The sequence below is a fragment of the Halobacillus litoralis genome, assembly GCF_004101865.1.
Taxonomy (GTDB): domain Bacteria; phylum Bacillota; class Bacilli; order Bacillales; family Halobacillaceae; genus Halobacillus; species Halobacillus litoralis_A.
Genome location: NZ_CP026118.1, coordinates 2625385 through 2648220, shown reverse-complemented (window position 1 = coordinate 2648220; position 22836 = coordinate 2625385). Strand labels below are relative to the sequence as shown.

Genomic DNA, 22836 nt, shown 5'->3' with positions numbered 1-22836 from the left:
CGTGATACGAATGGCCCTGGATGCGTTAAAAAAAGCAAATGATTTTTCAGCTCTGGATTTTCATTCTAAAATAAGCTTTCTCGTTCCTCTTTCAATCGTTTCCAGTTTCTCTTTTACGAATTCATATACTATATGATCCAATGGTTTTCCTGGATTATTTGAACTGCGTCGGCAGACATAGGAAGTATCCCCGTACGAGTTGATATTGTCGTTAATTACCAAGATAACCTTCCTTTTTTGTCTCAACGATCTTACAAAAACTTTCTTGCGCTACTTTATCGTAATGGATCAATCTAACTAGGTTCTGATTAAAAAAGATGATTTGCTGCAAAATAAACAAAAAGATATATAACTTTGTATTATTGAGGTAATGCGTTACTTATAGTAGAATCTTTCATTTTTGGGGATGATGGCAATAAAAAACACTTGTTAGGTACTGAGGTTTCAAGAAAAGGGTGCTTACAAAAAAATCATTACCAACAAAGTTTTTATAGGAAGGGATAGAGTTGGTTTATGCCAAACATCAAAATAGCCCTATTGCTCACTGTTGCTTTGTTAGTTATTACTGGTTGTACCTCACAGCAGGAAACCGACCGGACTGGCCGCACTCATGGGAATTCTGAACGGCATACAATTAAAAAAGCGGAGCCGTCTTACAAAAAAAGCATCACAATTTCCGCAATCGGTGACTTATTGATTCACAAGCCTGTCTATGAGGAGGCCAAAACAGAATCGGGCTATTCCTTCACTTCAATGTTTGAGAATGTGAAGGAATATACCGAAGAAACCACCATTGCTGTCGCCAATCAGGAAACAATGATCGGCGGGGAAGAAATCAAGTTATCCGGTTATCCATTTTTCAATAGTCCATATGAAATGGGGGATGCTTTAAAAGATATAGGTATCGATATCGTGTCACTGGCGAACAACCACACTCTTGACCGTGGGGAAACAGCAATCCGCAATGCCATCTCCTACTGGAAAGAAATTTCTATGATCTATATGGGTGCATACGAAAATAAGAAGGACCAAGAGACGATCAGGGTTATTGAAACAGAAGCAGGAATCAGTGTAGCCTTCTTAAGCTATACATATGGGACCAATGGTATTCCTGTACCCGAGGGGAAAGATTATCTGGTGAATATAATCGACCTTGATATGATTCGGAAAAATATTAAGAAAGCTAAGGGGAAAGCAGATGCTGTTGTCGTAAGCATACACTTTGGAAAAGAGTATGAAAGAATGCCGAACCAATCTCAAAAAATGCTGGCCCAAATGATGGTCAATGTTGGGGCAGACGTTATTCTTGGTCACCATCCTCACGTACTGCAGCCAATCGAGAAACTGAAGGGAGAGAACGGTCATGAAGGGCTTGTCATCTATTCATTAGGTAATTTTATTTCCGCCCAGGAAGATACCTACCGGAGAATCGGGGGGATTTTTCAGTTTGAAGTAGTGCTCGAAGATGATAAAGACGAAGTAAATATAGAAAAACCCGTGTTCATTCCTACTGTCGTAGATTATGATCCTTTGGATAATAATGAAGCGGGGACGAATTTCAAGGTCATACCGATGAGCAAGGCGGAGAATGATGTCATACCGGAGTTAGAGACCCTCCATAAAGAAATCAAACAGCATATGGCAAAATGGCTGCCAGAGCTGGAATTCAAATAGGTTTTGGAAAAAAGTCGGAAGCACGTGTGCTTCCGACTTTTTACATCCTTACGATATTCTTTTCCCAGTTTTTGAACTCCAGTTCATCAAACTTAGCTCCCATTTTTTCATCATTGATATAAAACAGTGCTTCTTCTAATGAGCAATCCACACCTGCTTCACAATGAATCGCTGCAAGTTTTCGGGACATATGCAGCATATCTAAATCTTGTTCGATTTTCGTACGCTGTCCTTTTGTCAGTTCTTCAAGGTTTTCCAGAATCCCTTCAATCGTTTCGTATTTCATCAACAGTTTCAATGCGGTCTTTTCTCCGATTCCCTTGACTCCAGGGTAATTATCACTGGAATCGCCCATCAATGCCTTTAAATCAACCATCTGTTTAGGTGTAATCCCTTTCTCTTCCAGAAATGAACCTTCATGATATTCTGAATAATTCCCATACCCTTTTTTCAATAATACGACATTTACGTTTGGTTGAAGGAGTTGCAGTAGATCCTGATCTCCAGTCAAAAGATAGACCTGTGAATGTTCACTATAAATACGACTTAAGGTCCCCATACAATCATCAGCTTCATACCCTACTTGACCCACATTCGGTATGTCTAAAGATTCAATAACTTCCTTTGCTAAGTCGAATTGTGGAATCAATTCTTCCGGCGGACCGCCTCGATTGGCCTTATAGTCAGGAAACAAATCATTACGGAATGTTTTGCTTCCCATATCCCAGCAGCAAATCACGTGGGTTGGCTGATAAGTTTCAATGGCTGTGAACAAATGCTTCACCATCCCATATACTGCATTTGTCGGTATCCCTTTACTATTAATCATATAATAATTGCTCATTGCTGTAGCATAGAATGCGCGAAATAAAAGCGCCATGCCATCTACAAGCAGTACTCTGTTTGTTGTCATTTTTCATGCTCCTTTACTTATGAATACCTCTATTATAACAATGATCGGTGATTGATCGTACCAAAAATCCCGCCACACTTTTCTGTAAATTGACAATTTTCTGTTAAAATGGTAACTTCAAATAAAGCGTATGAACTTACATAGGTGTTTTTGTAAGCGTTTACGCATTTAAATGAACATTAATTAGGAGGATGAATTAATGGTATATGCTAACCCGAACACAGCAGGTTCTGAAGTGAATTTCAAGGAACGATACGACAACTTTATAGGCGGAGAATGGACAGCACCTGTCAAAGGCCAATACTTTGACAATGTGACACCTGTCACTGGACAAAATTTTTGCAAGGTGGCACGTTCAACTGAAGAGGATGTAGAACTTGCTCTTGACGCTGCCCACCAGGCAAAAGATGCATGGGGGGAAACATCAGTAACTGAACGCTCCCTGATCCTGAACCGCATCGCCGATCGAATGGAAGAAAACTTGGAAAAACTAGCAATAGCCGAAACATGGGAAAATGGCAAAGCTGTAAGGGAAACGTTGAACGCAGACATCCCATTAGCTATCGATCATTTCCGCTATTTCGCTTCTGTCATTCGTTCTCAGGAAGGCAGCATCGGTGAGATTGATAATGATACCGTCGCCTACCATTTCCATGAACCATTAGGTGTCGTTGGACAAATCATTCCTTGGAATTTCCCGATATTGATGGCGACTTGGAAAATGGCGCCTGCCCTAGCTGCGGGAAATGCTATCGTTTTGAAACCTGCAGAACAAACTCCTGCATCCATCCTATATCTGATTGAAATGATTGAAGATCTGTTACCACCAGGTGTATTGAATATCGTTAATGGATTTGGTTTGGAAGCAGGAAAACCTCTAGCTCAAAGTCCTAGAATCAATAAAGTCGCTTTCACAGGTGAAACCACGACTGGGCGTATGATCATGCAATATGCCTCTCAAAACATCATTCCTGTGACATTAGAGCTTGGTGGTAAATCACCAAATATTTTCTTTGAAGATGTCATGAGTGAAGATGATGATTTCCTTGATAAAACAATAGAAGGCATGGTCATGTTCGCATTAAACCAAGGGGAAGTTTGTACTTGTCCTTCCCGTGCGCTTATCCATGAATCCATATGCGATGAATTTATGGACCGTGCTATTAAGCGTATCAAGGAAATTAAAACAGGCAACCCACTAGACCCTGAAGTAATGATGGGAGCCCAAGCTTCCTCAGAGCAATTGGAAAAAATCTTATCCTATTTAGAAATTGGAAAAGATGAAGGAGCTGAGTGCCTGGTCGGAGGAGAGCGCAATCAAATGGATGGCGACCTCAAAGATGGTTATTATGTACAACCCACTGTTTTCAAAGGGAACAATGACATGAGAATCTTCCAGGAAGAAATCTTCGGACCTGTTCTTTCTGTTACAACATTCAAAGACTCTGAAGAAGCTATGAAAATTGCTAATGACACGTTATATGGCTTAGGCGCTGGCGTATGGACACGTGATATGAACACAGCCTATCGCTTTGGAAGAGGCATCGAGGCTGGTCGTGTATGGACAAACTGTTACCATGCCTACCCGGCTCATGCTGCCTTTGGAGGATACAAAATGTCCGGTGTCGGTCGAGAGAACCACAAGATGATGCTTAGTCATTATCAGCAAACCAAAAACATGTTAGTCAGCTATAGCCCTCAGAAACTAGGATTCTTTTAATTGACGCTGCTGCCAGCCTCTTTCACTTGTCAGTTTCAAGAAAGGAGCTGAAAGAAATGGTTGAACGTGTAAGAGCGACAGAGGACGCGATAGCTTTGATCGAAAAATTAAAAGAAAAACATGGTTCACTTATGTTTCACCAATCGGGGGGATGTTGTGACGGAAGTTCACCGATGTGTTACGAAGAGGGCGACCTCATGATAGGTAGTCAGGACGTTTTACTTGGTGAAATCGGGGACACCCCTTTTTATATCAACAAAAGACAGTATGACTACTGGAAGCATACTCAACTGATTATTGACGTGGTGGACGGCCGTGGAGGAATGTTTTCTCTAGAAGGCGTTGAAGGAAAAAGGTTCCTGACTCGATCGCGTGCGTTTTCAGATGAAGAGTATCAGGAACTTAAAGCATCAGAAAAGATCTAGATAAAAAAAGGACCTGTGAGGGTCCTTTTTTTCGTTATCAAATAATTTTATGATTTAAAATGATTAATGGAGAGTTATGTCTCATTCTTCACTTACTTTTTCTATTCCAAGAAGGCCGAAACACCACACAACTGGCGTCCCTTTACGACCGTATTCAATTTTATGATTTCAAACTCCTATGGGATCGTTTATACACTTTCACCCTTTCAGTAATCTCAAATCCTGTCTCCTCAAACACTCTTAACATCGGCTTGTTATTCTTACTGGTGGCACCGATACTATATGTAGCCCCAAACTGTTTATTCAATAAGTCCAATCCCTGTTTATATAACTGGACAGCCTTTCTTTTACCACGGGCTTCAGGCACAAGGCCAAAGTAAAAAATCCTTCCTTCTGCCTCAGTGCCAGGTTCTATATGAGGCATAATAACTCCAATCGCCCGCTCCCCTTCAAATGCCAGGTTACATGTATCGATGTAACCTGGCCCAAGTTCTTTCTCTACTCCCCTCATCTGCTCGCCCATATCTAATAAAGAGGGTGCATTCATTGATCCTTTCATTGCACGTTCCCAAATTGACTTGAAATGATCAAACGTAACCTCCCTTAACGATTTAAGGGTAAACACTGGAGATGTTTGTTCAAGATTTTTAAAGTCATTCTTCACGAAAAGCAGATCATCATGGCACTTGAAGTTACGGTTATATAAATGCCTTTCTACTTCGTCAGGGAAAGAGTCACTCAGTAAAATCGTCAAGGACTTCAAATTTTTATAGTTGGGATGCTCAATAACACTATCTGTTAATTTTACCAACTCTGTTGAAGCTAAATTATGAGTTTCCTCGATTGTGACAGAGTTCTCACCTTCCACGAATTTCACAGCCTCAAATAATTCTTCTTTCGATTTCACTACCTTCCCTCCTACCTTTTCATTTTTCTCACGCAATAAAGCTACTCATTCCATAGTATCTCATTTTACGAAATATGGAAACGCAGACTCTTTTAGTTTCCATCCGAGCATTTCTCGAGTTACGATATTAAGAGAAAGGGAGTGTTGAAAGTATGAACCGTGAAATACAATTGATCAAAAGACCAGAAGCTGCTCCATCTCATGAACATTTAAAGGTTGTAGAAACAGAACAACCCGAACCTCGACAGGGAGAAGCACTCGTGAAGCTGCTTTATGTTTCTGTGGACCCTTATATGCGAGGACGGATGAGCGATGCTGAATCATATATCGCTCCTTTCCAATTGAATGAACCGATGGAAGGTGGCGTCGTCGCTGAAGTTGTCCAATCAAAGGATGATTCACTCAATCAAGGCGATATTGTCACAGCTATGCTACCATGGAGAGAATATGCACTCGTAAAGGCAGACAGTGTCAGAAAAGTTGACCCAAGCCTCGGCCCTGTTACAACTTCTTTAGGAATCCTCGGTATGCCTGGATTGACTGCCTACTTTGGATTGATGGACATCGGTCAGCCTCAAAAAGGCGAAACACTAGTCGTTTCTGGTGCAGCAGGAGCAGTCGGTTCCACCGTCGTCCAAATCGGAAAAATTGTTGGATGTCACGTAGTCGGAATTGCTGGATCCGATGAAAAAACATCTTATTTGATGAATGAGCTCGGTGTAGATGAAGTAATCAATTACAAGAAAGAAAACATGGCTGATGCCTTAGCAAATGCCTGCCCTGATGGAGTCGATGTATACTTTGATAATGTGGGCGGAGACATTTCAGACCGTGTATACCCTTTATTGAATAAATACGCGAGAATTGCCCAATGCGGCGCCATTGCTTCTTACAACGTTCCGAACGACCAGGGCCCACGCATGCAGATGCACTTGATTAAATCTAGTGCTCTTATTAAAGGATTCACTGTCGGAGATTACCAAACTCGTTTCAACGAAGGATTTAACTACTTATCAAAATGGCTGAAAGAAGGAAAACTCACCTACGAGGAGACCGTTCAGGAAGGATTCGAAACCATTCCTGATGCATTCTTTGGATTATTTGAAGGTAAGAACATCGGAAAACAATTAGTCAAAGTTTCTGAACCGTCCTCCAACTGAGTAATTGGCTGTAGAATGAAATTCATTCTACAGCCAATTTTTGTAACTAAACCCAGTAATTAATGATATAATTCTAGTAAATCACGGCAACAGTATGGAGGGTTTACCTATGTTTTATGTTACTTTGATCGTCGTTTTTTCCCTTATCTACTACGGTTACGAAAAGAAAAAGAACTTTGAATTAAGAGAAAAAGAGATCGAGTTAGAGCAGCGGAAGATTGATTTGGAAATCATCAAAAGTGATCAGCATATCCGTGAGAGAGATCTGAATAACCTTTAGATAATCACGAAGATAGTTTACCACTTCATCCCCCGTTTAAAGTATAGTGAAAATAAAGTCTTCTCATCGAGGAGACCTTTATCAGGCGTATCTAGGCAGATCGTAACGACCGAACCATTGGTGACGATGGTCAGAGAACCACCTGTAAAGCGGCGAACCGATTAAATGAAATCCCGGTAACGATAGCAATACCCCGAACATAGAAAAAAGAGGCAAGACGAGCAACAGCTTTTGAATCGTACGGAATCCTTGCTTGATTTCTCCTTCTTTTGTAAGCATATGAATCTCATCCAATGTATTTCGACCTTCTAAATAGGGGTACTTTCCGCTTTTCTCTACTTCCTGGACAGAAACCCATTTTATTTGATTCAACCAATCAAATTGACGAAATGTTTTTTTCACATAAAAGCAAAATGGGCACTGAGCATCGTAAAAAACAATATGTTTCATAATAGCACTCCTTCTTCAAACTTTATTATTCAGTTAAGTTGACTTCCACCCAACCCCTGACTCCATTAATCATCCAAATTTCCTTACATTGACTCAGTTCTTCTTTATGGATGACTTTTTCTTCAATCACTCCGCCTTCTAACAGCTTTTCCCTGAAGGTTCCTGCCAATAACCCACATTCGACAGGGGGCGTATAATACTCATCATTCACTTTAACAACCAGGTTGGCTATCGTGAATTCAGTAAGTTGACCTTTTGAATTCCACAACAATGTCGCATCTGTTCCACGTCGCTTATGTTGATTATAGACTTGTCTGTGTGTCGTTTTATGGAATAAAAAGGGGTTCCGCTCATCCACCGGTGTTGTTGCGAGGGAACACTTAACAATGGGAGATTGCGATTCAATCGGCTTTGTTTCGATTTTACAATCTCCTGATTCCCCCACTAACATACGTACCTTATGGAGCCCTGCCGGATTTTCTTCAACCACTTTTTCACACTCTTCCAGAAGCTTGTCTCTTTCCACTGGAAACTCAAAATAGTCAGCAGATTGCATCAAACGATTTATATGATAGGGCAAAAGTGGAATCACTCCATTTTGAACCTTCATTGTTTCTAACAGTTCAAAACGAGGCCTGTCTTCCGTCAAAAGTCTCGTCTTTGTCTTTAACTCTTCAAACTCACCTTCTGATGTCGAATCCCATGTGACTCCTCCACCTGTACCATAAGTCGCTTTGCCTTTAGTTTCATCTATCATGACAGTGCGTATCGGGACATTAAAGATGGCTTCATGATTTGGTGTCATATAGCCGATCGCTCCACAGTATACTTCCCGCGGGGAATCTTCAAGATCTGTGATATACTTCATCGTCCTTACCTTAGGCGCTCCAGTAATAGAACCACAAGGAAATAATGCTCCGAACAATTCAAACATCACAAAACTTTCGGGGAGGACAGCCTCTACCGTAGAAGTCATTTGATGGACGGTAGGATAAGTCTCCACTTCAAACAAGCACGGAACACGTACCGAGCCGGGTACAGCGATTCTACCCAAATCATTTCGCAATAAATCTACAATCATTAAATTTTCCGATTTTTCCTTATTTGAAGAAGTAAGGTGTTTCTTCTGGTTTACATCCTCCTGAAAGAAACGCCCGCGTTCAGCTGTCCCTTTCATAGGCTTAGTCGTAATCTTGTTTTTATTGATTCGGAAAAACAATTCAGGAGAAGCCGATAATATTCGCCGTTCACCCATATTCAAATAAGCGCTATAGGAAGATTGTTGATTTCTGACAAGCTTTCTATAGAATGAGTAATCATCACCGGCAAAGTCAGCTTCCATTCTCGTGGTATAATTCACCTGATAAGTATCGCCAAGCTCAATCCCACGCTTAATCCGTTTCATCCCGTGTTTATAAGCATTAAAGTCACCTCTCATTTTCCAGGAGGACACTTCAAAGGGATGGTTCCCAGAAACAGCAGGGGCAGATTCGTAACCATTGAAAACACCAAACCACACTAGCGGCCATTTTGAATTAGTGTGGGCAACTAATGATCGGTCAAAGGCAGGTGCTGCTTCATAGGAAACGTAACCGGCGACATAATACCCTTGATCGAGGGCTTTTTCTACTTCTTCAAAGACTCCTTGAACCTCATTCACTTTATCTGTTGAAAGAATCTGAACAGGAGCTTTAAACACTTTTGTATTCGGTTTTCCTGAATCGTCCGCAAAATCATAGATAAGGTACGGTGACTCCTTCATACAGTCACCCCTTCTTTCTGGCTTTCACGGAAACGGATAGCTTGTTTCAGCATATTACAAAGCATTTCAAACCCATAATCTGTAAGAATCGATTCGGGGTGAAACTGAATGCCTTCAATAGGATAATGACGATGCCGGACTCCCATGATCACCCCGTCCTCCGATACAGCGGTTACTTCAAGTTCTTCTGGCATTGAAGCCGGGTTCACTTGGAGGGAGTGATAGCGAGTTACATTCACTTGTCGGGGCAAATGGCAGAAAATCGCTTGATCATCATGGGTCATGCTTGTCACTTTCCCATGCATCGGTCTTACCCCTTTTTCTATCTCCCCGCCAAAATGTTTAACAATCAATTGATGGCCTAAGCATATTCCCAATACCGGTGTACACTTCCCGAATTTTTGGAGAATTTCCTCTGAAACCCCGGATTCTGAAGGGTCACCTGGACCCGGAGACAAAACAATCAGATCCGGATTCATACTTTGGATCTGGGCTGAAGTCACTTCGTCATTTCTTTTTACCATGACCTCTGTATCCATCTGCTTGAAATATTGAAATAAATTGTAGGTGAATGAATCATAGTTATCGATGATTACGATCATAAAAAGTGGACACCTTTCATCCTAAAATAAATATATGTTCATTATACTATTCCTTTCCCGGAATGCCATAGGGTGGATAACTGAAAAATTATTATGGTAACGCTTCAATGTAAAAAAGCATCGAAAAAAACGCCCGCTTATATTAGAATAAATAGAAAGAAGTACGTCGTTGGGGGTGGATACAATGGTCAGAACGATATTACGCGCTAAGAGTTTTTGGATTAAAATAGCTCTCATCCTCACTGGAATCACCATGCCCCTTTGGTTGAGCGTGGAACGATCAGGTCTTGCCTCCATCATAGAAAAACTACAAGCTTCCCCTTCAGGTAGTACACTTATGATGGCTGCCTTCGGGCTTATCATGTTAAATACGGTCCGGGCACTCCCCCATTACTTGGGGGCTCTACTACTTGGAGATGAAATCGGGGCCCGTCTCGGATATTCATGGTTAAAGGTTGCTATCCCCTTAACCGTCATCCCCCTTGTCTATGCGATCATCAATGGGTATAATTCTATCAATTATCATTTTGGCGGTCCCGCCTTATTCCTATTACTTTCCATAGCGGTGCTTCATTTCTTAGGAAAAGGACAGCTCCGCCCTGTATTTAAATCGTTCATACTTGCTCAATTACTGTTTGGATTCCAATGGTTAGACACTGTTTTGTTCTTAACTGCCTTCGGTTTCGGTGGGGGAGAAATTTCAATGGAAGTCAAAACAATTGCCTCCCAGCTAGGTTTCGGCAGTACTTTGAGTTTTTACAGCCTTGTCTTTTTTGCTGTATTCATCATTAATGCTACGGTTTTGGCAATTTATTTGACCGTTTCTGAACAAAAAACACGAATGAGACAGGATCTCGATATTGCCCGTTTGGACATGGTGGAATCACGATCAGGAAGGGAGGCGCTTCATCTTGTCCATGATTTGAAGACACCCCTTTCTTTAATGGAAGGGTTAAATTCACTGATTCAGATGAAAACAAACGACCAGGAAATACTTCAATATACCAATAAGATTTCGTCATCCATCCAAGCAACGAGCGATATGGTATCAGAAATCCTATATCACGAAAAAAAGAACTGGTGTACACTGAAAACGTTCATCGAATATGTACGTGCCAATAAACTATCAGACTCAGCAACAATTTATGCTTTCGACCTTGAAGCATCAGAGCATATCGAGATTTTCATCAACAAAATCCGTATGACGCGAGCGCTCGTCAACTTGATTGATAATGCGAGTGATGCTGTGGAAGGGAAAAAAGAAGCCAAAGTGACCATCGCTACAAAAGTCGCTCAGGAGGGTATTCTGATTGGAGTCAAAGATAATGGCCATGGTATCAGTCAAGACAACATCGATAAAATATGGAACGCTGGATACAGCACAAAATCACACCCAGGGGTGGGCCTGACATTTGTAAAAAATGTCGTCAAAGAACATGGAGCCGAGCTTTCCATTGAAAGTGAACAAGGGATTGGAACGACATTCTGGATCCATTTACCGAAGGAGAGAGTAAAAGATGAAAATACTGATCATGGATAATGATGAATCTCTGCGTTACATGCTGACAGAGTTCTGCAAGCATGCACAGTGGGAGTCTGACACTGCTGCCAATGGTCGTGAAGGTGTAGACAAGTTTTTAAAAGGTTCCTATGACGTCATTCTCGTAGATTACCATATGCCTGAGATGGACGGCTTACAAACGGTACGGGAAATACGAAAACACAACTCAGTTATCCCGCTCTTAGTGTTGACCGTTGATGAAAGACAAGAAGTAGCTGATCGATTTTTAGAAGAAGGAGCTACCGATTTTGCTTTGAAGCCGGTAAAAGCACCTGATTTGATTTCCCGTATCAAGTTACATGCGCAAATCGCCAACATGAAGCATGCGCAAGAGGAAGATGAAGACATATTCACAGCAAAAGGAATCAGCAAAGGTACACTCCATTCCATAGCAAGTTTCTTACAGGAAAACCGCGAAGCCTACCCTGTTGATGTAATATCAAAAGAAATAGGTCTTGCATATCCGACCGTATATCGATATTTAATGCATCTCCTTGATGAAGGAAAGGTCAAACAAGTGGTCAGTCACCAAAAGATCGGCCGTCCTAAGAAATTATACAAGTGGTATGCTCACTAGAGGAGAAGTGTGTTAATCATCCCTTTACAGGGTAATAAATGAAACAGGTCTTTTTTTAGGAGTGAAATAATGAGATCAGGAAACCCGGTACTTAAAAATAACACATTTCAACGCTCTTCTGGTCAAGATCAAACCATGACTCTTGGCGGCACAGTAGCTAAAATAACGCTATTATTCCTGTTCCTTCTAGGGACAGCACTCTATACTTGGTATCAGTACTCACAAGGGGTCAACGTCACAATCATGATGCTGATCGGAGCAATCGGCGGATTGATTTTCGCTCTAATCACAGCCTTCTTCCCTAAAGCTGCGCCAGTTACAGCCCCCATTTATGCAGCATTGGAAGGCTTTTTCATTGGAGGGATTTCAGCATTTCTGGAAGGATCTTACTCAGGAATCGTTATTCAGGCAGTCAGCCTGACTTTAGCGGTAATGGGCGTTCTTCTCTTCCTCTATGCAACAAGAGTCATTAAAGTGACTAAAAACTTCCGATTAATGGTCGTTTCCGCGACATTGGGCATTTTCGTCGTCTACCTGATCAACTTCGTCATGAACTTTTTTGGTATGCAGGTCCCTTACCTGCACTCAAGCGGACCGATCGGAATCGGTATTAGTATTTTCATCGTAGCAATCGCTGCCTTGAACCTGGTCCTGGACTTCGATTTCATTGAACAAGGGGTGAATCGCGGCGCCCCGAAACACATGGAATGGTATGGAGCCTTCGGTCTGATTGTGACCCTCGTATGGCTATACATTGAAATTCTACGTCTATTACAAAAGATTCGCCGTTAATTGAATGAGCAAACAGAAAACAGTTTCGGATAAATATCCGAAACTGTTTTTTATTAATTAAAGTCGTTTTTAGCTAAAAAGTCGATGATGCCCTCTACCAACCCTTCAGCCAAGGGTAAATCAGGATCAGTATAGGTGGATAAGTTTTCTTCTCTATTTTCAGGTGCTTGCTTCAATACATGGTTCATGTCCTCAATGATTAATGTTTCCGAATTATTAGCGCTGGCTTCGTTCATCAGCTTTGCATCTTCAACAGGGACTTGAAGGTCATGGCCCCCATTAATAAGTAATGTCGGAACATTCAATTCCTGCAGTTGTTCTGATGGATCATAGGCCATCCATGAACGGAGAAATGGCTGGACGTCAGGTGCAAACAACCCCATCAAGGGCTCACTTACTTCTGAAACCTCTTTCCCACTTCTCAAGTTTTCAAGCAGTGCTCGACTTTCACTAAGCAGATCTTCCGATAAGCTCTGTTCTAACTGTTCTTCAAGAACTTGATCGATCGGTCTTCCAGCTCCAGATATTGATATGAAAGCCTCTGTGGTCTCTGGTCCTGCTGCCATCATACCTACAAGCGATCCTTGACTATGACCGATAACCGCAATATCAGTGAATCGTTTATCACTTTCCAGCAGTTCCAGCCAATTTTTAGCATCATCAATGAAAATATCAAACCGCATCTCTTTTTCATCTACAACGGCCTCAGCATTCTTTCCGGCACCACGTTTATCATAACGAAGAGATGCAATCCCTTGTGCGGCTAAACCTTCTGCTAACAATTTAAGGCTATCGTTCTTTCCTGGCGAGCTTTGTGAATTCCCATTACGATCCGTGGGGCCAGAGCCCGGGATGATTAGAGCGACGGGTGCAGACTCCTTCCCTTCTGGCAAAAGCAATTCACCATACAGGGTTCCTGTAGATGTTTCAATAGAAAGAAAATCCCCTTTCCCTGTCTCTTCCTTTATTTCGTCACTTTTTTTCAAAGAAAAAGGAAAGCTCTGCCCGGCTTGATTGAATGTCCCATTTAATTCATCCTCTCCCATCGTTCCATCAAAACGGATGGACTGACCAGGTACAGGCATTTGAAAGCTCACTTTTCCTCCATTCACATCTATCTCCGATAAGGAAAAACGATCGACATTCTGGATAGGAATGCTGATGGTTCCACTCCATTCTTCTTCTTTATTGAATTCTATGTTGATATTTAAAGGTTGGTCCGGTACATCAATCGTCCCTTCCCAATATCCTTCCAATTCACTGGCTGCCTTATTACCCGCTTTCTGCTCATCAGTGCCCTCCTTGTTGACACATCCTGTAATAAATAAAATGGATACTGTTATCAGTATTAATATTCTATTCATGCCCATACTCCCTTCCTCTAAAATTTTACAGGATTCAAAGGAATTATATAACCTCAAAGCTCAGACTTTATTTTCTTCGGGAGGGGTTAATTTCACCGGAACTTTTTTATAAATCCTTGAATGAAAAAACTCCGCCGAATTAATCGACGGAGTTTAAGGTCAACTGCTCGCTTGAGTAGATTTTTGACTATTCATGAAGAATGACGTAATCAACATGAGCAGCAAGAAAATAAGAACAATACTGAAACCACCGGCCATACCGAAGATTTCAGAAGCGACACCGATAATGTAACCGGCTATACCGCCTCCTAGACCTGCTGCAATATAAATTAATCCGAGAGCAGAGCCACTTGTTTTAGATAGCTGTGTACCGAAAGCTGTCGCTGTCGGGAAGAGCGCTGAAAAGAATAAACCTGCACCTGCGAATAAATATGGAAAGCTTTCAGCTACAAGAAAACTGACTCCTACCATAATCAACGAACCAGCGGAGAATGTGATCAAAATGATCCGTTCATTGATCCAATTCGTCAAGTAAGCGACACCTAAACGTCCAACCATGAAAAAGATGGAAAAGACCGAAAGTATCGTTGCAACCATGTCTTCTTTTGTTTGTTTTGAAATCCCGCCCAAATCAAGGGACTTCAAGTAGGTGGGAAAGAAATTCGTAAAAGAGACTTCTGCAGAAACTTGAAATACTAAAAAGACCAGTAAGAATACAAATTGAGCATCTTTCAACATTGGAATAAAAGCTTTAAGGTCGATTTTCTCTGCTTTACCAGAAGGAAAAGCGACACTTGTAATATAAATGATGACTGCAATAAGAGTAGCAGCAATTCCTATATAAAAATAACGCCAAGAAGCGAATTGGAACATAAAGTTCAGGAGTTGAGGGAACAGCACCATCCCTAAACCATACACCCCCATCGCAAAGTTGAACATTTGATTTTGTTTTTGTGGATAGGCAGCTGGTACTATGGCATTCGAGGCTACACCGAGAGCGCCAAGACCGAAACCGACGATCATATAAAAACCGAGGAAGAACATGATATTCGGTGCAAGACCTGTACCTAGAAACCCAAGCCCCAAAATGATCGAACCGATGATCGTCATCGTACGCAAGCCCTTTTTATCCGTATAGTAACCAATGATCACGCTGGCGAGCGTGAATCCAAGTTGGAAAATGAAAACGACAAGACCGAACTGGCCCATATCCAAGCCTAAATCGTTCTCCACCTGGTCAAGGACAATTCCCTTTGTATTTGTGACACCACCCGAAATGAATTGGGTAAACATAAGAATAATTAATGCATGTATACTTTTTCCCTTAGACATGTGGAAAACCTCCTGAATCTTAAAAAGTTCCCGAACATTTTCAAGAGGTTCCCCACACTTTCAAGGATAAAACTTCATATTCCAGTGTAAACGTTTTTTATTAATATTTTTATATAGTTATTTTTATTGTATTTTCCAAAGTGATTCCCTTCAAAAAGAAAACCACATCAACCAGAAATTCTCCCCACCATAGCAAAGTCTTCTTTGTCTTTATGGTCGTAAACCCCTTCGATCAATTTACGTACATCAACAAGCACTTGTTCTAGTTGTACATGTACACCTTCCACTCCTGTAAAAGCTTCAGCAACAAAGAGAGGTTGAGTGAGATAGTTTTCCAGCTTCTCTCCTCGCTGATAGATTTGAGTGTCTGTTTCAGATAAAGTTTCCACCCCGCTCACTCTTACTATTGATTTCAATTCTCGATACCGGCGTAATAATTTTTGTGCTTTTTGTTGTGTGTAAAAGTGATTTTGCTCTAGATTCGCTCCTTCCAGCACAGTGGAGGTCGAGTGCAAAGGGTGGATGGCTGGATACAAATGACGTGCGGATAATTCCATATCGAACTGCCACAATGTTTCTAAAGGACCATATGGTAAATCTTTATCAATTGCTTCCCCTTTCAGGTCAACTAAAAACGTGGTGACAGATGGGAGATCAGCCCATTTTTCCTGGAGCCTGTAAATCGTTCCATCTATCACATGAGAGCGATCAGCAACAAAAATCACATCTGTGTTTTTTCCAATTTGAATAACTTTTTCCTCAACCTCAGAGATTGAGAGGCAATTGAAATCTACAATTTCTGTGATATCACTGATTTCGGGGTGGTCGCCTTCCGGTTGAAGAAAAGCGATTTTAAATTTTTTCTTATTGAGGCGATGGAAGATCTCTGCAAGAACAACAAGCTGGCCCATTCCTGGTCGTGCCACCAGGCCGGCAGTTCCTCCTTTAGCTAACGGAGCAAATAAGTCAATCACCTTTATCCCTGTTTCAATCATTTCAAACCTCTCCCCTCTTATAATAAGTTCATCCAAACTACATTCCGCTAAAGAAGCTAACGCCACCAGGGTCCGCACTTCGGTTCGTCCCAATGATATTTTTCCATTGCACAGATTTGAGACAGTTGCAGGTCTCAGTCCAACTGTGCGTGCAGACTTGGTCAGATTAGGAACACGTCTTCGTAACAATGCTACATTCAAATGTATAGATTCCATTTAATCCCTCCCATTACTTTTAATAGTAATATTAATTACGTTTAAAATCAATAAATATTACGCTATAACGTAATATTAGTTACTATTTAAATTCTCAATTGGAATTCATCATTATCTGGAATCCTTTATATGGAGAAAATTCGCTTTGCAAACAGAGATGGAATTGACACGAAGAGGGATCTTTCAACAAGGGGAAGAACAACTGTAGCTGCCTTTATCTGAAAACGGAATGAAGCGGCTGCCAAAAAGATCTATAGTGGGAGTAATTTGAGGCGCAGACCCTTTACTTCAAAATCATATGGAGGTGTTGGAAGAAAAGGCGGTTCAATGGCTCATTCCCATTTGTCTTTCATCAAAATTTTGCACAATAGAAAAGAGTGAGGAAACTATCGCTAGTTTCCTTACTCCTTCAATAAATCATCATATCGTTGGCGCCATGGTTTCGCTTCTTCCAACTGTGCCGCTAATTTAAGCAATGTGCGCTCATCTCCGAACCTGCCCGTAAAATGAGAACCGATGGGCAGATTGTTATCATTCCAGAAAAGAGGAACACTCATCGCAGGCTGACCTGTAACATTTGCTACAGGGGTCAGGTGGGCATATTGGGCGGAAACTGCTAAAATCTCATCGATTGTTTTATCTTCTCCATCATAAAAGCCAAGAGGTAAAGCTGACTTAGAGTTGACGGGATGCAGCAGGACGTCGTATTTCTCGAAAAATTGATGGAACTTCACACTCTCGGATGCCAGGATCAGACGCGCTTGTTCATATTCCATGGCGGAATACCTTGATGCTTTTTCAATCAGGGTGAACAACATCTTTTCCAGGTTTTCAACGGTCGGATCCTTGCCATTCATTCCAGCAGCTTCTTTGACTGCTAAAGCCCCTCCCACGACCCAAACAACAACAAAAGCCTCCATGAACCGATGAAGATCGAAATCAGGGTATGCGATTTCAACATTGTGACCGAGAGATTCGCATAATTGGGCCGTTTCACGAATAGCCTGCTGAACGTCCCGGTCAATCTCCATAATTTCACCAAACTCAGCTAAGTATGCGATTCTCAATGGTGAGAGATCCTCATGATTTATTGAGGAATAGGGGGCTCCACTGGGAGGGGTAGCGTAGAGATCACCTATTTGGGGGCCTTCAAGAACATCCAGCAGTGCCGCACTATCTCTCACTGATTTCGTGACTCCGTGGCTGACAGCTAAACTATTCAACCTCATGGAAAACGGTGTTCTACCTCTGGTTGGTTTTAATCCGAACAAGCCGCAATTGGAAGCAGGAATTCTGATAGACCCGCCTCCATCACTTGCATGCGCAAATGGCACCATACCCGATGCTACTGCAGCTGCGGCTCCCCCACTCGATCCTCCTGGTGAAAATTCCGTGTTCCATGGGTTTTTCGTATACCCCAAATGTACGGACTCTGTCGCAGGAGTAAACCCGAATTCTGGTGTGTTCGATTTCCCTATAAAAGTCAATCCACCACGTTTGAAACGTTTTACAATTTCATCATCCCAAGTTGCTTCAAAACCTTCCATAACCTTCGACCCGTAGGAAAGTGGGTACCCTTTTACTGCATTCAAATCTTTAATTAAAAAAGGCAGACCTTGAAATAACCCTTGCGTATGGAATGATTCTTCATCGATAAAATGAACGACAGCGTTCAAGTCAGGATTCTTACGTTTCATAACGGCTCTGTAATGTTGAACAATTTCTTCTACTTTCAATTCTTTTCCTTGCAGCAGTTCTAGTAGATCGACAGCATCTAAGTGATGCAGTTCATTCATCTCCATAACGCTACATCTCCTTCCCCATCAGTCACTCTTGTTTATAAATAGAGACACGATTACGTCCTTTTTCTTTAGCTTCGTAAAGGGCATGGTCTGCTTTGCTCATTAAGGCCCCCTGGGATGTCCCGTGTTCTGGATAAATGGATATGCCCATCGAAACACTGATCGAGATTGTATATCCTCGCAAAAGAATAGGTTCTGAAATTCGCTCCATCATCCTGTCAGCGACCTGCTGTGGTTGAGCCAACGAAGTAAGGCCCGATAATAAAATAACAAACTCATCGCCCCCCAATCTTGAGAGAAAATCCGAGTTTCTCAACCCTTGTTCCACACGTTTTGTAAAAATGACAAGGACCTCATCCCCAATTTGGTGACCATATCGATCATTGATTTGTTTGAAATTATCCATATCAATGAAAAGAAGAGCGAGGAAAGAATTCGTCTTTTCTACTCTCTCCAATTCATCTTTCAACTTATCAAAAAAGTAGCGCCTATTGGGGACTTTCGTCAATTGATCATAATAGGCCAGCTTCTCTAACGCGTTGTGCTGTGCTATACGCTCAGATATGTTGCGACAGATCGTCTGCACAGCCTGGACCTGGTGGTACTTGACCAGTCCCCCGTGCATCTCAACATCGATGACAGAGCCGTCTAATTTGATCAACTTCCGTGTTATCGGTCCTTTAACTATTTCTCCTGAAAATAATGTCGCTAGCCTTTCCCTCACCTTATCAGCTCTCTCATCATTAACAAAAGCCTTTATATCCTGACCATGAAGCTCGGACTTCTCTGTGGCCCCTAACAGCTTGATTCCTGCTTTATTCACATAAATGATTCTATCCTCCTCGTCATGGACAAAGACAGAGTCGGGGGATGTCTCCACTAATGATTGGTAACGACTTTCGCTTTCCTTCAACTCTTGCTCTTTTCGCTGCAGCAAGCCTAAAGCAGATATGGGTTCATCTTTAATGAAAAGTAAATAAGTACGATCTTCAATATATTGTATGTAGTGGTTTTCCTGAAAGGGGGATTGTGCTCGTTCAGAGTTCCACAACACCTGCCCAGGAAATCTGCCTGCCCTTTTCAAAGCTTTCACCAAGTAGAACTGATTTGTATTTTCATGGAGGTCAGAAATATTCATCCCGAAGAGCTCCCCGTATTTCTGTCTCATACTAGGATTCATATAGGTGAATGTGAATGATTCATTCTTTTGTTTAATGAGTGCAATACCATCATTCATGTGCACAAACATGTTTTCTAATAAAGATTGACTCTTAATTAAGGTTTGAATGCCATCCATGCAATGCCACTTCTTTCTTTTATTTATGTGAGATAAAAGCACTAGAAAATATTGAATGTAACCTCAAAATTATAACATTATCCTAGCAATAAATTCCATTTTCAGCAGTGAATTTTCTTATTTTTCTTAACTTTTTCGTTTTATAGGAAATATCTCCTGCAAGATCTTCATTAATAGACTTAAGTCATAGTCTTGCTAGCATATTACTAAATCGAAGAGCTGGAAAGACGATATTATTTCGACCTAAACCTCGCCCCTGTCTATTGCTTCTTAATCTAAAAAACTACCCCCCCATTCAGGCAAGACAAAGAGCAGGGCACCCTATAATGGGTGCCCTGCTCTTCTGTAGTCTATTCAGTGACTGCTTTTATCTCGGTTTCATGAACAGTTGTGTCCAATAAGTATGGTAAGGACCAGCACCTTCGATATAGCCCACTCCGATATGAGTGAAATCTTCATGAAGGATATTTGCACGGTGCCCCTCACTATTCATCCAACCTTCAACCACTTGTTCTGGAGTGCGTTGACCTGCAGCGATATTTTCTCCTGCTGTCCGGTAGCGGAAATTGAATTCATCCATCATATCAAACGGAGAACCATAGGTCGGGGAGGTATGACTGAAATAGCTGTTGTCTGCCATATCTTGAGACTTCACATTCGCCAGTCCGCTCAGACGATTATGAATTTGAAGCGGCTCCAAATCATGCTTCGCCCTTTCCTTGTTGACTAAGGTAACTACTTCACGTTCGAAGTCACCAGGTTGATAATCTCCCAGCGAACCCTCAGAGGCCGGCGCCTCGCTTGGGGTCTCGCTTGAAGCCTCTGACTCTTGCTCTGGTGCTTCTTTTTCTTCTTCTATTTGTTCATCGGGATACTTCCATTCAATCTGTTCAACAAACTCGAAAAAGGATTCGAGATCTGTTGTCCAATTCTGGAATTCCTTTTGTATATCTGTATTATCCACCCACCCCTGGATGTGCTGGGTCACTTTTTCGTATGAAGCCTTAGGACCTTCTTTCCATAAATCCTGGGCAGATACTGGTGTCGCTAAGATGATGATGCCACTCAACGCCACTAGAAAGAGAATAAATTTTTTGATCATACTCGTACTCTCCTCATTCTGGCTGGATGTTATTTCTTATCTCCAGTATTCCACGGTCCCTTTCCAAACGCAAGCAATGACATCTCAGCGATGTGTGTCCTGCAAGCGTCCTTTAGACATCTTCTTCTGGTGTAAAGTCAATTCTAAATCCCGCGCAAACTTTTTCAACCTTTTTTCTTCCACTGGATTTACCAGGGAAACGACCGTACCTTCCGCAGAACCGATGCGTCCTGTTCTTCCGGCGCGGTGGATATATGATGTCATATCCTTCGGTACATCTAAATTGACGATGCAGTTGATTTCCTTAATATCAAGTCCCCTGGCAGCTACGTCTGTCGCTAATAACAGAGGGTATTCGCCTTTCCTGAACTCTTTGATCGCTTTTGCACGCTGCTCTTTCTTTGCATCACTGTGTAACAAACCGATATCCAGGTTTTGATAAGTCAACTTTTCAGCCATAATATTCAACTTCGCGATATCCTGCATAAACCCAAGCCCTACGAACCCGTCCATCCGGGCCAATTTACGCAGCGTCTCTATTTTATCCCGATCTTCACATACAATATACGTGTGCGTGACATCAGGCTTTTTCAACTCCTCGGTTACACGGATGACTTCCGCTTCTTCATCCATGAAATCCTGAGCAACCTCAATGACTTCGTCTGGCAGGGTTGCAGAAAACAGAAGGATCTGGGTATCCTTCATAGTTGTTTTCAGCACACTTTCCACGGTATTGATATGTTCCGGGACAAGCAGCTGATCCGCTTCATCCATGACCACACTTTTGATTTCATGTGACTTCAATTTCTTTTTCTCTATCAACTCATAGATGCGCCCGGGTGTGCCTATGATGATATTCGGCTTTTTCTTCAGTTTGTCGATCTGACGTTTAACATTAGCTCCACCTATCAATGTGGTGCTTGTTATTCCACTTCCTTTTGTCCAGGTGAGCACCTCTTGATGAATCTGCATGACTAATTCATGAGAGGAGGCCATGATCAAAACCTGTGTATGCTTTTGGTTCGGGTCCACCGTTTGAAGAAGAGGAAGTAAATATGCAAGCGTCTTTCCGCTCCCCGTCGGTGCTTCCGCCAGAACGTCCCCGCCATTTAATATAAAGGGGATGGCTTTCTCTTGTACTTTCGTCAATGTATCGAAACCAGCGGTCTCCCATGCTTGTTTAGAGGTAGGGATGAGGTCAGAGAACCATGGTTGATCAAAGTCATTCATGTTTGTATCGGTCCTTTCTTAATTGAAAATTGCTCTTGTTTTATCTAAAAAAAATAGGCCTCTTCCCATATTGGATGGACGAGAGACCTTTCATACATGATCCATAGCTTATCTTTCATTATACCATCATTAAGCCGAAGTTTCGATAAACTTCTTCATGTGCTCCAAGTGGTCCTGGTCTTCTTTTTTAATGATTTTCTTAATCAGGGGTTTCATCAGTTTGTTCCGCAACCCTTCCGTGTAAAGCTCTCCCTTGAAATCCACCCGGGTTCCTTCGCTCGTTTCAATGAACGAATAATGATAACGCAGATCAATTCCATGCTGGGCACTTCGGACAGCATACTTTTTATTCTCTTCAAATTTGGTCACTTCAATGACAGATGAAGCTTTTCTCCCTCTGATCAAACGTGTTTCCTTGAACTTGTAACCTTCTCTTACTGGTCCTTCGGTCAAGATTTCGACATCTGTTACCGTGTCCATTATCTCAGGACTGTTTGTGAAATCAGTCGCCTTTTCAAAAACTTCTCCCAATGGCTTTTTAATCGTGACGGTCTTAGTCAAAAAAGACATGCGATCCTCTCCTCTATACACTGCTCTAAAATGTATATTCGTGACGACAGGTACAACTCCCTTTTTCTCAGCCTAAGAATATCTTATCCAAATCCACACATGCTA

Annotated in this window: 22 protein-coding genes; 8 read left to right on the top strand and 14 right to left on the bottom strand. The window is 41.8% G+C overall.

Annotation, left to right across the window (positions count from 1 at the left end):
• Positions 1 to 60: 60 nt before the first annotated feature.
• Positions 61 to 222 carry a hypothetical protein gene (locus HLI_RS21690; RefSeq protein ID WP_164908561.1) on the bottom strand — a complete coding sequence of 54 codons (162 nt, stop codon included), beginning with the start codon at positions 220 to 222 and terminating at the stop codon, positions 61 to 63.
• Between the two features lie 291 nt (positions 223 to 513).
• On the opposite strand from HLI_RS21690, the gene HLI_RS13390 reads away from it, so the two are divergent.
• Positions 514 to 1674: a CapA family protein gene (locus tag HLI_RS13390; RefSeq protein WP_128525426.1), complete on the top strand. Its 1161-nt coding sequence runs from the start codon at positions 514 to 516 to the stop codon at positions 1672 to 1674.
• Between the two features lie 40 nt (positions 1675 to 1714).
• Here HLI_RS13390 and HLI_RS13385 read toward each other — a convergent pair whose 3' ends face one another.
• Entirely contained in the window at positions 1715 to 2587 is an 873-nt protein-coding gene (locus HLI_RS13385; protein WP_128525425.1) for a 5'-3' exonuclease, read from the bottom strand.
• A 199-nt stretch (positions 2588 to 2786) separates the two neighbouring features.
• Here HLI_RS13385 and exaC point away from each other — a divergent pair, with 199 nt between their 5' ends.
• Both exaC and HLI_RS13375 read left to right on the top strand, forming a co-directional pair.
• Positions 2787 to 4307, top strand: a complete 1521-nt coding sequence (gene exaC, locus HLI_RS13380; protein ID WP_128525424.1) for an acetaldehyde dehydrogenase ExaC — start codon at positions 2787 to 2789, stop codon at positions 4305 to 4307.
• Positions 4308 to 4363: 56 nt separating this feature from the next.
• The gene (locus HLI_RS13375; protein ID WP_128525423.1) at positions 4364 to 4732 is read left to right on the top strand and encodes a DUF779 domain-containing protein; all 369 of its coding nucleotides are present in this window, start codon (positions 4364 to 4366) and stop codon (positions 4730 to 4732) included.
• A gap of 160 nt (positions 4733 to 4892) precedes the next feature.
• On the opposite strand, the gene HLI_RS13370 is transcribed toward HLI_RS13375, so the two are convergent.
• Positions 4893 to 5639 (bottom strand): GNAT family N-acetyltransferase, encoded by a 747-nt coding sequence (locus tag HLI_RS13370; protein ID WP_128525422.1) that lies wholly within the window; start codon positions 5637 to 5639, stop codon positions 4893 to 4895.
• Positions 5640 to 5791: 152 nt separating this feature from the next.
• On the opposite strand from HLI_RS13370, the gene HLI_RS13365 reads away from it, so the two are divergent.
• Both HLI_RS13365 and HLI_RS21685 read left to right on the top strand, forming a co-directional pair.
• Complete coding sequence (locus HLI_RS13365; protein ID WP_128525421.1) at positions 5792 to 6799, top strand: NADP-dependent oxidoreductase; 1008 nt, start codon at positions 5792 to 5794, stop codon at positions 6797 to 6799.
• Positions 6800 to 6908: 109 nt separating this feature from the next.
• The gene (locus tag HLI_RS21685) at positions 6909 to 7079 is read left to right on the top strand and encodes a hypothetical protein (protein ID WP_164908560.1); all 171 of its coding nucleotides are present in this window, start codon (positions 6909 to 6911) and stop codon (positions 7077 to 7079) included.
• Positions 7080 to 7160: 81 nt separating this feature from the next.
• Here HLI_RS21685 and HLI_RS13360 read toward each other — a convergent pair whose 3' ends face one another.
• Genes HLI_RS13360 through HLI_RS13350 form a run of 3 tightly spaced genes read right to left on the bottom strand, consistent with a single transcriptional unit; the run spans position 7161 to position 9893 of the window.
• Positions 7161 to 7529: a thiol-disulfide oxidoreductase DCC family protein gene (locus tag HLI_RS13360; protein WP_128525420.1), complete on the bottom strand. Its 369-nt coding sequence runs from the start codon at positions 7527 to 7529 to the stop codon at positions 7161 to 7163.
• 25 nt (positions 7530 to 7554) lie between these two features.
• The gene (gene pabB / locus HLI_RS13355) at positions 7555 to 9291 is read right to left on the bottom strand and encodes an aminodeoxychorismate synthase component I (protein ID WP_128525419.1); all 1737 of its coding nucleotides are present in this window, start codon (positions 9289 to 9291) and stop codon (positions 7555 to 7557) included.
• Positions 9288 to 9893: an anthranilate synthase component II gene (locus HLI_RS13350; RefSeq protein WP_128525418.1), complete on the bottom strand. Its 606-nt coding sequence runs from the start codon at positions 9891 to 9893 to the stop codon at positions 9288 to 9290. The genes pabB and HLI_RS13350 overlap by 4 nt, the downstream gene beginning before the upstream one ends.
• Before the next feature lie 184 nt (positions 9894 to 10077).
• Between HLI_RS13350 and HLI_RS13345 the strand changes: the two genes are divergently transcribed.
• The 3 genes from HLI_RS13345 to HLI_RS13335 all read left to right on the top strand — a co-directional run bounded on the left by HLI_RS13345 (position 10078) and on the right by HLI_RS13335 (position 12823).
• A complete protein-coding gene (locus tag HLI_RS13345) occupies positions 10078 to 11433 on the top strand; it encodes a sensor histidine kinase (protein ID WP_128525417.1) in 1356 nt (451 codons plus the stop codon).
• A complete protein-coding gene (locus HLI_RS13340) occupies positions 11411 to 12031 on the top strand; it encodes a response regulator (protein WP_128525416.1) in 621 nt (206 codons plus the stop codon). The genes HLI_RS13345 and HLI_RS13340 overlap by 23 nt, the downstream gene beginning before the upstream one ends.
• 69 nt (positions 12032 to 12100) lie before the next feature.
• The gene (locus tag HLI_RS13335) at positions 12101 to 12823 is read left to right on the top strand and encodes a Bax inhibitor-1/YccA family protein (protein ID WP_128525415.1); all 723 of its coding nucleotides are present in this window, start codon (positions 12101 to 12103) and stop codon (positions 12821 to 12823) included.
• Positions 12824 to 12876: 53 nt separating this feature from the next.
• On the opposite strand, the gene HLI_RS13330 is transcribed toward HLI_RS13335, so the two are convergent.
• From HLI_RS13330 to HLI_RS13295, 8 genes are all read right to left on the bottom strand, one after another.
• Positions 12877 to 14187, bottom strand: coding sequence for an alpha/beta hydrolase (locus tag HLI_RS13330; protein WP_164908559.1), 1311 nt, complete (start codon positions 14185 to 14187; stop codon positions 12877 to 12879).
• A 159-nt stretch (positions 14188 to 14346) separates the two neighbouring features.
• Positions 14347 to 15519, bottom strand: a complete 1173-nt coding sequence (locus HLI_RS13325) for an MFS transporter (protein ID WP_128525413.1) — start codon at positions 15517 to 15519, stop codon at positions 14347 to 14349.
• A gap of 167 nt (positions 15520 to 15686) precedes the next feature.
• Entirely contained in the window at positions 15687 to 16730 is a 1044-nt protein-coding gene (locus HLI_RS13320) for an ATP synthase beta subunit C-terminal domain-containing protein (RefSeq protein WP_128525412.1), read from the bottom strand.
• 401 nt (positions 16731 to 17131) lie between these two features.
• Positions 17132 to 18532, bottom strand: coding sequence for an amidase (locus HLI_RS13315; RefSeq protein WP_128525411.1), 1401 nt, complete (start codon positions 18530 to 18532; stop codon positions 17132 to 17134).
• 25 nt (positions 18533 to 18557) lie between these two features.
• Positions 18558 to 19829, bottom strand: coding sequence for a sensor domain-containing diguanylate cyclase (locus tag HLI_RS13310; protein WP_128525410.1), 1272 nt, complete (start codon positions 19827 to 19829; stop codon positions 18558 to 18560).
• Positions 19830 to 20196: 367 nt separating this feature from the next.
• A complete protein-coding gene (locus HLI_RS13305; RefSeq protein ID WP_128525409.1) occupies positions 20197 to 20931 on the bottom strand; it encodes a CAP domain-containing protein in 735 nt (244 codons plus the stop codon).
• 84 nt (positions 20932 to 21015) lie between these two features.
• Positions 21016 to 22161 (bottom strand): DEAD/DEAH box helicase, encoded by a 1146-nt coding sequence (locus tag HLI_RS13300; protein WP_128525408.1) that lies wholly within the window; start codon positions 22159 to 22161, stop codon positions 21016 to 21018.
• 129 nt (positions 22162 to 22290) lie between these two features.
• On the bottom strand, positions 22291 to 22731 hold the full coding sequence (locus HLI_RS13295; RefSeq protein WP_128525407.1) for an SRPBCC family protein: 441 nt from the start codon (positions 22729 to 22731) through the stop codon (positions 22291 to 22293).
• Positions 22732 to 22836 lie beyond the last annotated feature (105 nt).

What these genes read in the sequence shown, in the direction of transcription:
- HLI_RS13390 (WP_128525426.1), top strand. Translation starts at nt 514, where the DNA reads ATGCCAAACATCAAAATAGCCCTATTGCTCACTGTTGCTTTGTTAGTT.
- HLI_RS13385 (WP_128525425.1), bottom strand. Translation starts at nt 2,587, where the DNA reads ATGACAACAAACAGAGTACTGCTTGTAGATGGCATGGCGCTTTTATTT.
- exaC (WP_128525424.1), top strand. Translation starts at nt 2,787, where the DNA reads ATGGTATATGCTAACCCGAACACAGCAGGTTCTGAAGTGAATTTCAAG.
- HLI_RS13375 (WP_128525423.1), top strand. Translation starts at nt 4,364, where the DNA reads ATGGTTGAACGTGTAAGAGCGACAGAGGACGCGATAGCTTTGATCGAA.
- HLI_RS13365 (WP_128525421.1), top strand. Translation starts at nt 5,792, where the DNA reads ATGAACCGTGAAATACAATTGATCAAAAGACCAGAAGCTGCTCCATCT.
- HLI_RS21685 (WP_164908560.1), top strand. Translation starts at nt 6,909, where the DNA reads ATGTTTTATGTTACTTTGATCGTCGTTTTTTCCCTTATCTACTACGGT.
- HLI_RS13360 (WP_128525420.1), bottom strand. Translation starts at nt 7,529, where the DNA reads ATGAAACATATTGTTTTTTACGATGCTCAGTGCCCATTTTGCTTTTAT.
- pabB (WP_128525419.1), bottom strand. Translation starts at nt 9,291, where the DNA reads ATGAAGGAGTCACCGTACCTTATCTATGATTTTGCGGACGATTCAGGA.
- HLI_RS13350 (WP_128525418.1), bottom strand. Translation starts at nt 9,893, where the DNA reads ATGATCGTAATCATCGATAACTATGATTCATTCACCTACAATTTATTT.
- HLI_RS13345 (WP_128525417.1), top strand. Translation starts at nt 10,078, where the DNA reads ATGGTCAGAACGATATTACGCGCTAAGAGTTTTTGGATTAAAATAGCT.
- HLI_RS13340 (WP_128525416.1), top strand. Translation starts at nt 11,411, where the DNA reads ATGAAAATACTGATCATGGATAATGATGAATCTCTGCGTTACATGCTG.
- HLI_RS13335 (WP_128525415.1), top strand. Translation starts at nt 12,101, where the DNA reads ATGAGATCAGGAAACCCGGTACTTAAAAATAACACATTTCAACGCTCT.
- HLI_RS13330 (WP_164908559.1), bottom strand. Translation starts at nt 14,187, where the DNA reads ATGAATAGAATATTAATACTGATAACAGTATCCATTTTATTTATTACA.
- HLI_RS13325 (WP_128525413.1), bottom strand. Translation starts at nt 15,519, where the DNA reads ATGTCTAAGGGAAAAAGTATACATGCATTAATTATTCTTATGTTTACC.
- HLI_RS13320 (WP_128525412.1), bottom strand. Translation starts at nt 16,730, where the DNA reads ATGGAATCTATACATTTGAATGTAGCATTGTTACGAAGACGTGTTCCT.
- HLI_RS13315 (WP_128525411.1), bottom strand. Translation starts at nt 18,532, where the DNA reads ATGGAGATGAATGAACTGCATCACTTAGATGCTGTCGATCTACTAGAA.
- HLI_RS13310 (WP_128525410.1), bottom strand. Translation starts at nt 19,829, where the DNA reads ATGGATGGCATTCAAACCTTAATTAAGAGTCAATCTTTATTAGAAAAC.
- HLI_RS13305 (WP_128525409.1), bottom strand. Translation starts at nt 20,931, where the DNA reads ATGATCAAAAAATTTATTCTCTTTCTAGTGGCGTTGAGTGGCATCATC.
- HLI_RS13300 (WP_128525408.1), bottom strand. Translation starts at nt 22,161, where the DNA reads ATGAATGACTTTGATCAACCATGGTTCTCTGACCTCATCCCTACCTCT.
- HLI_RS13295 (WP_128525407.1), bottom strand. Translation starts at nt 22,731, where the DNA reads ATGTCTTTTTTGACTAAGACCGTCACGATTAAAAAGCCATTGGGAGAA.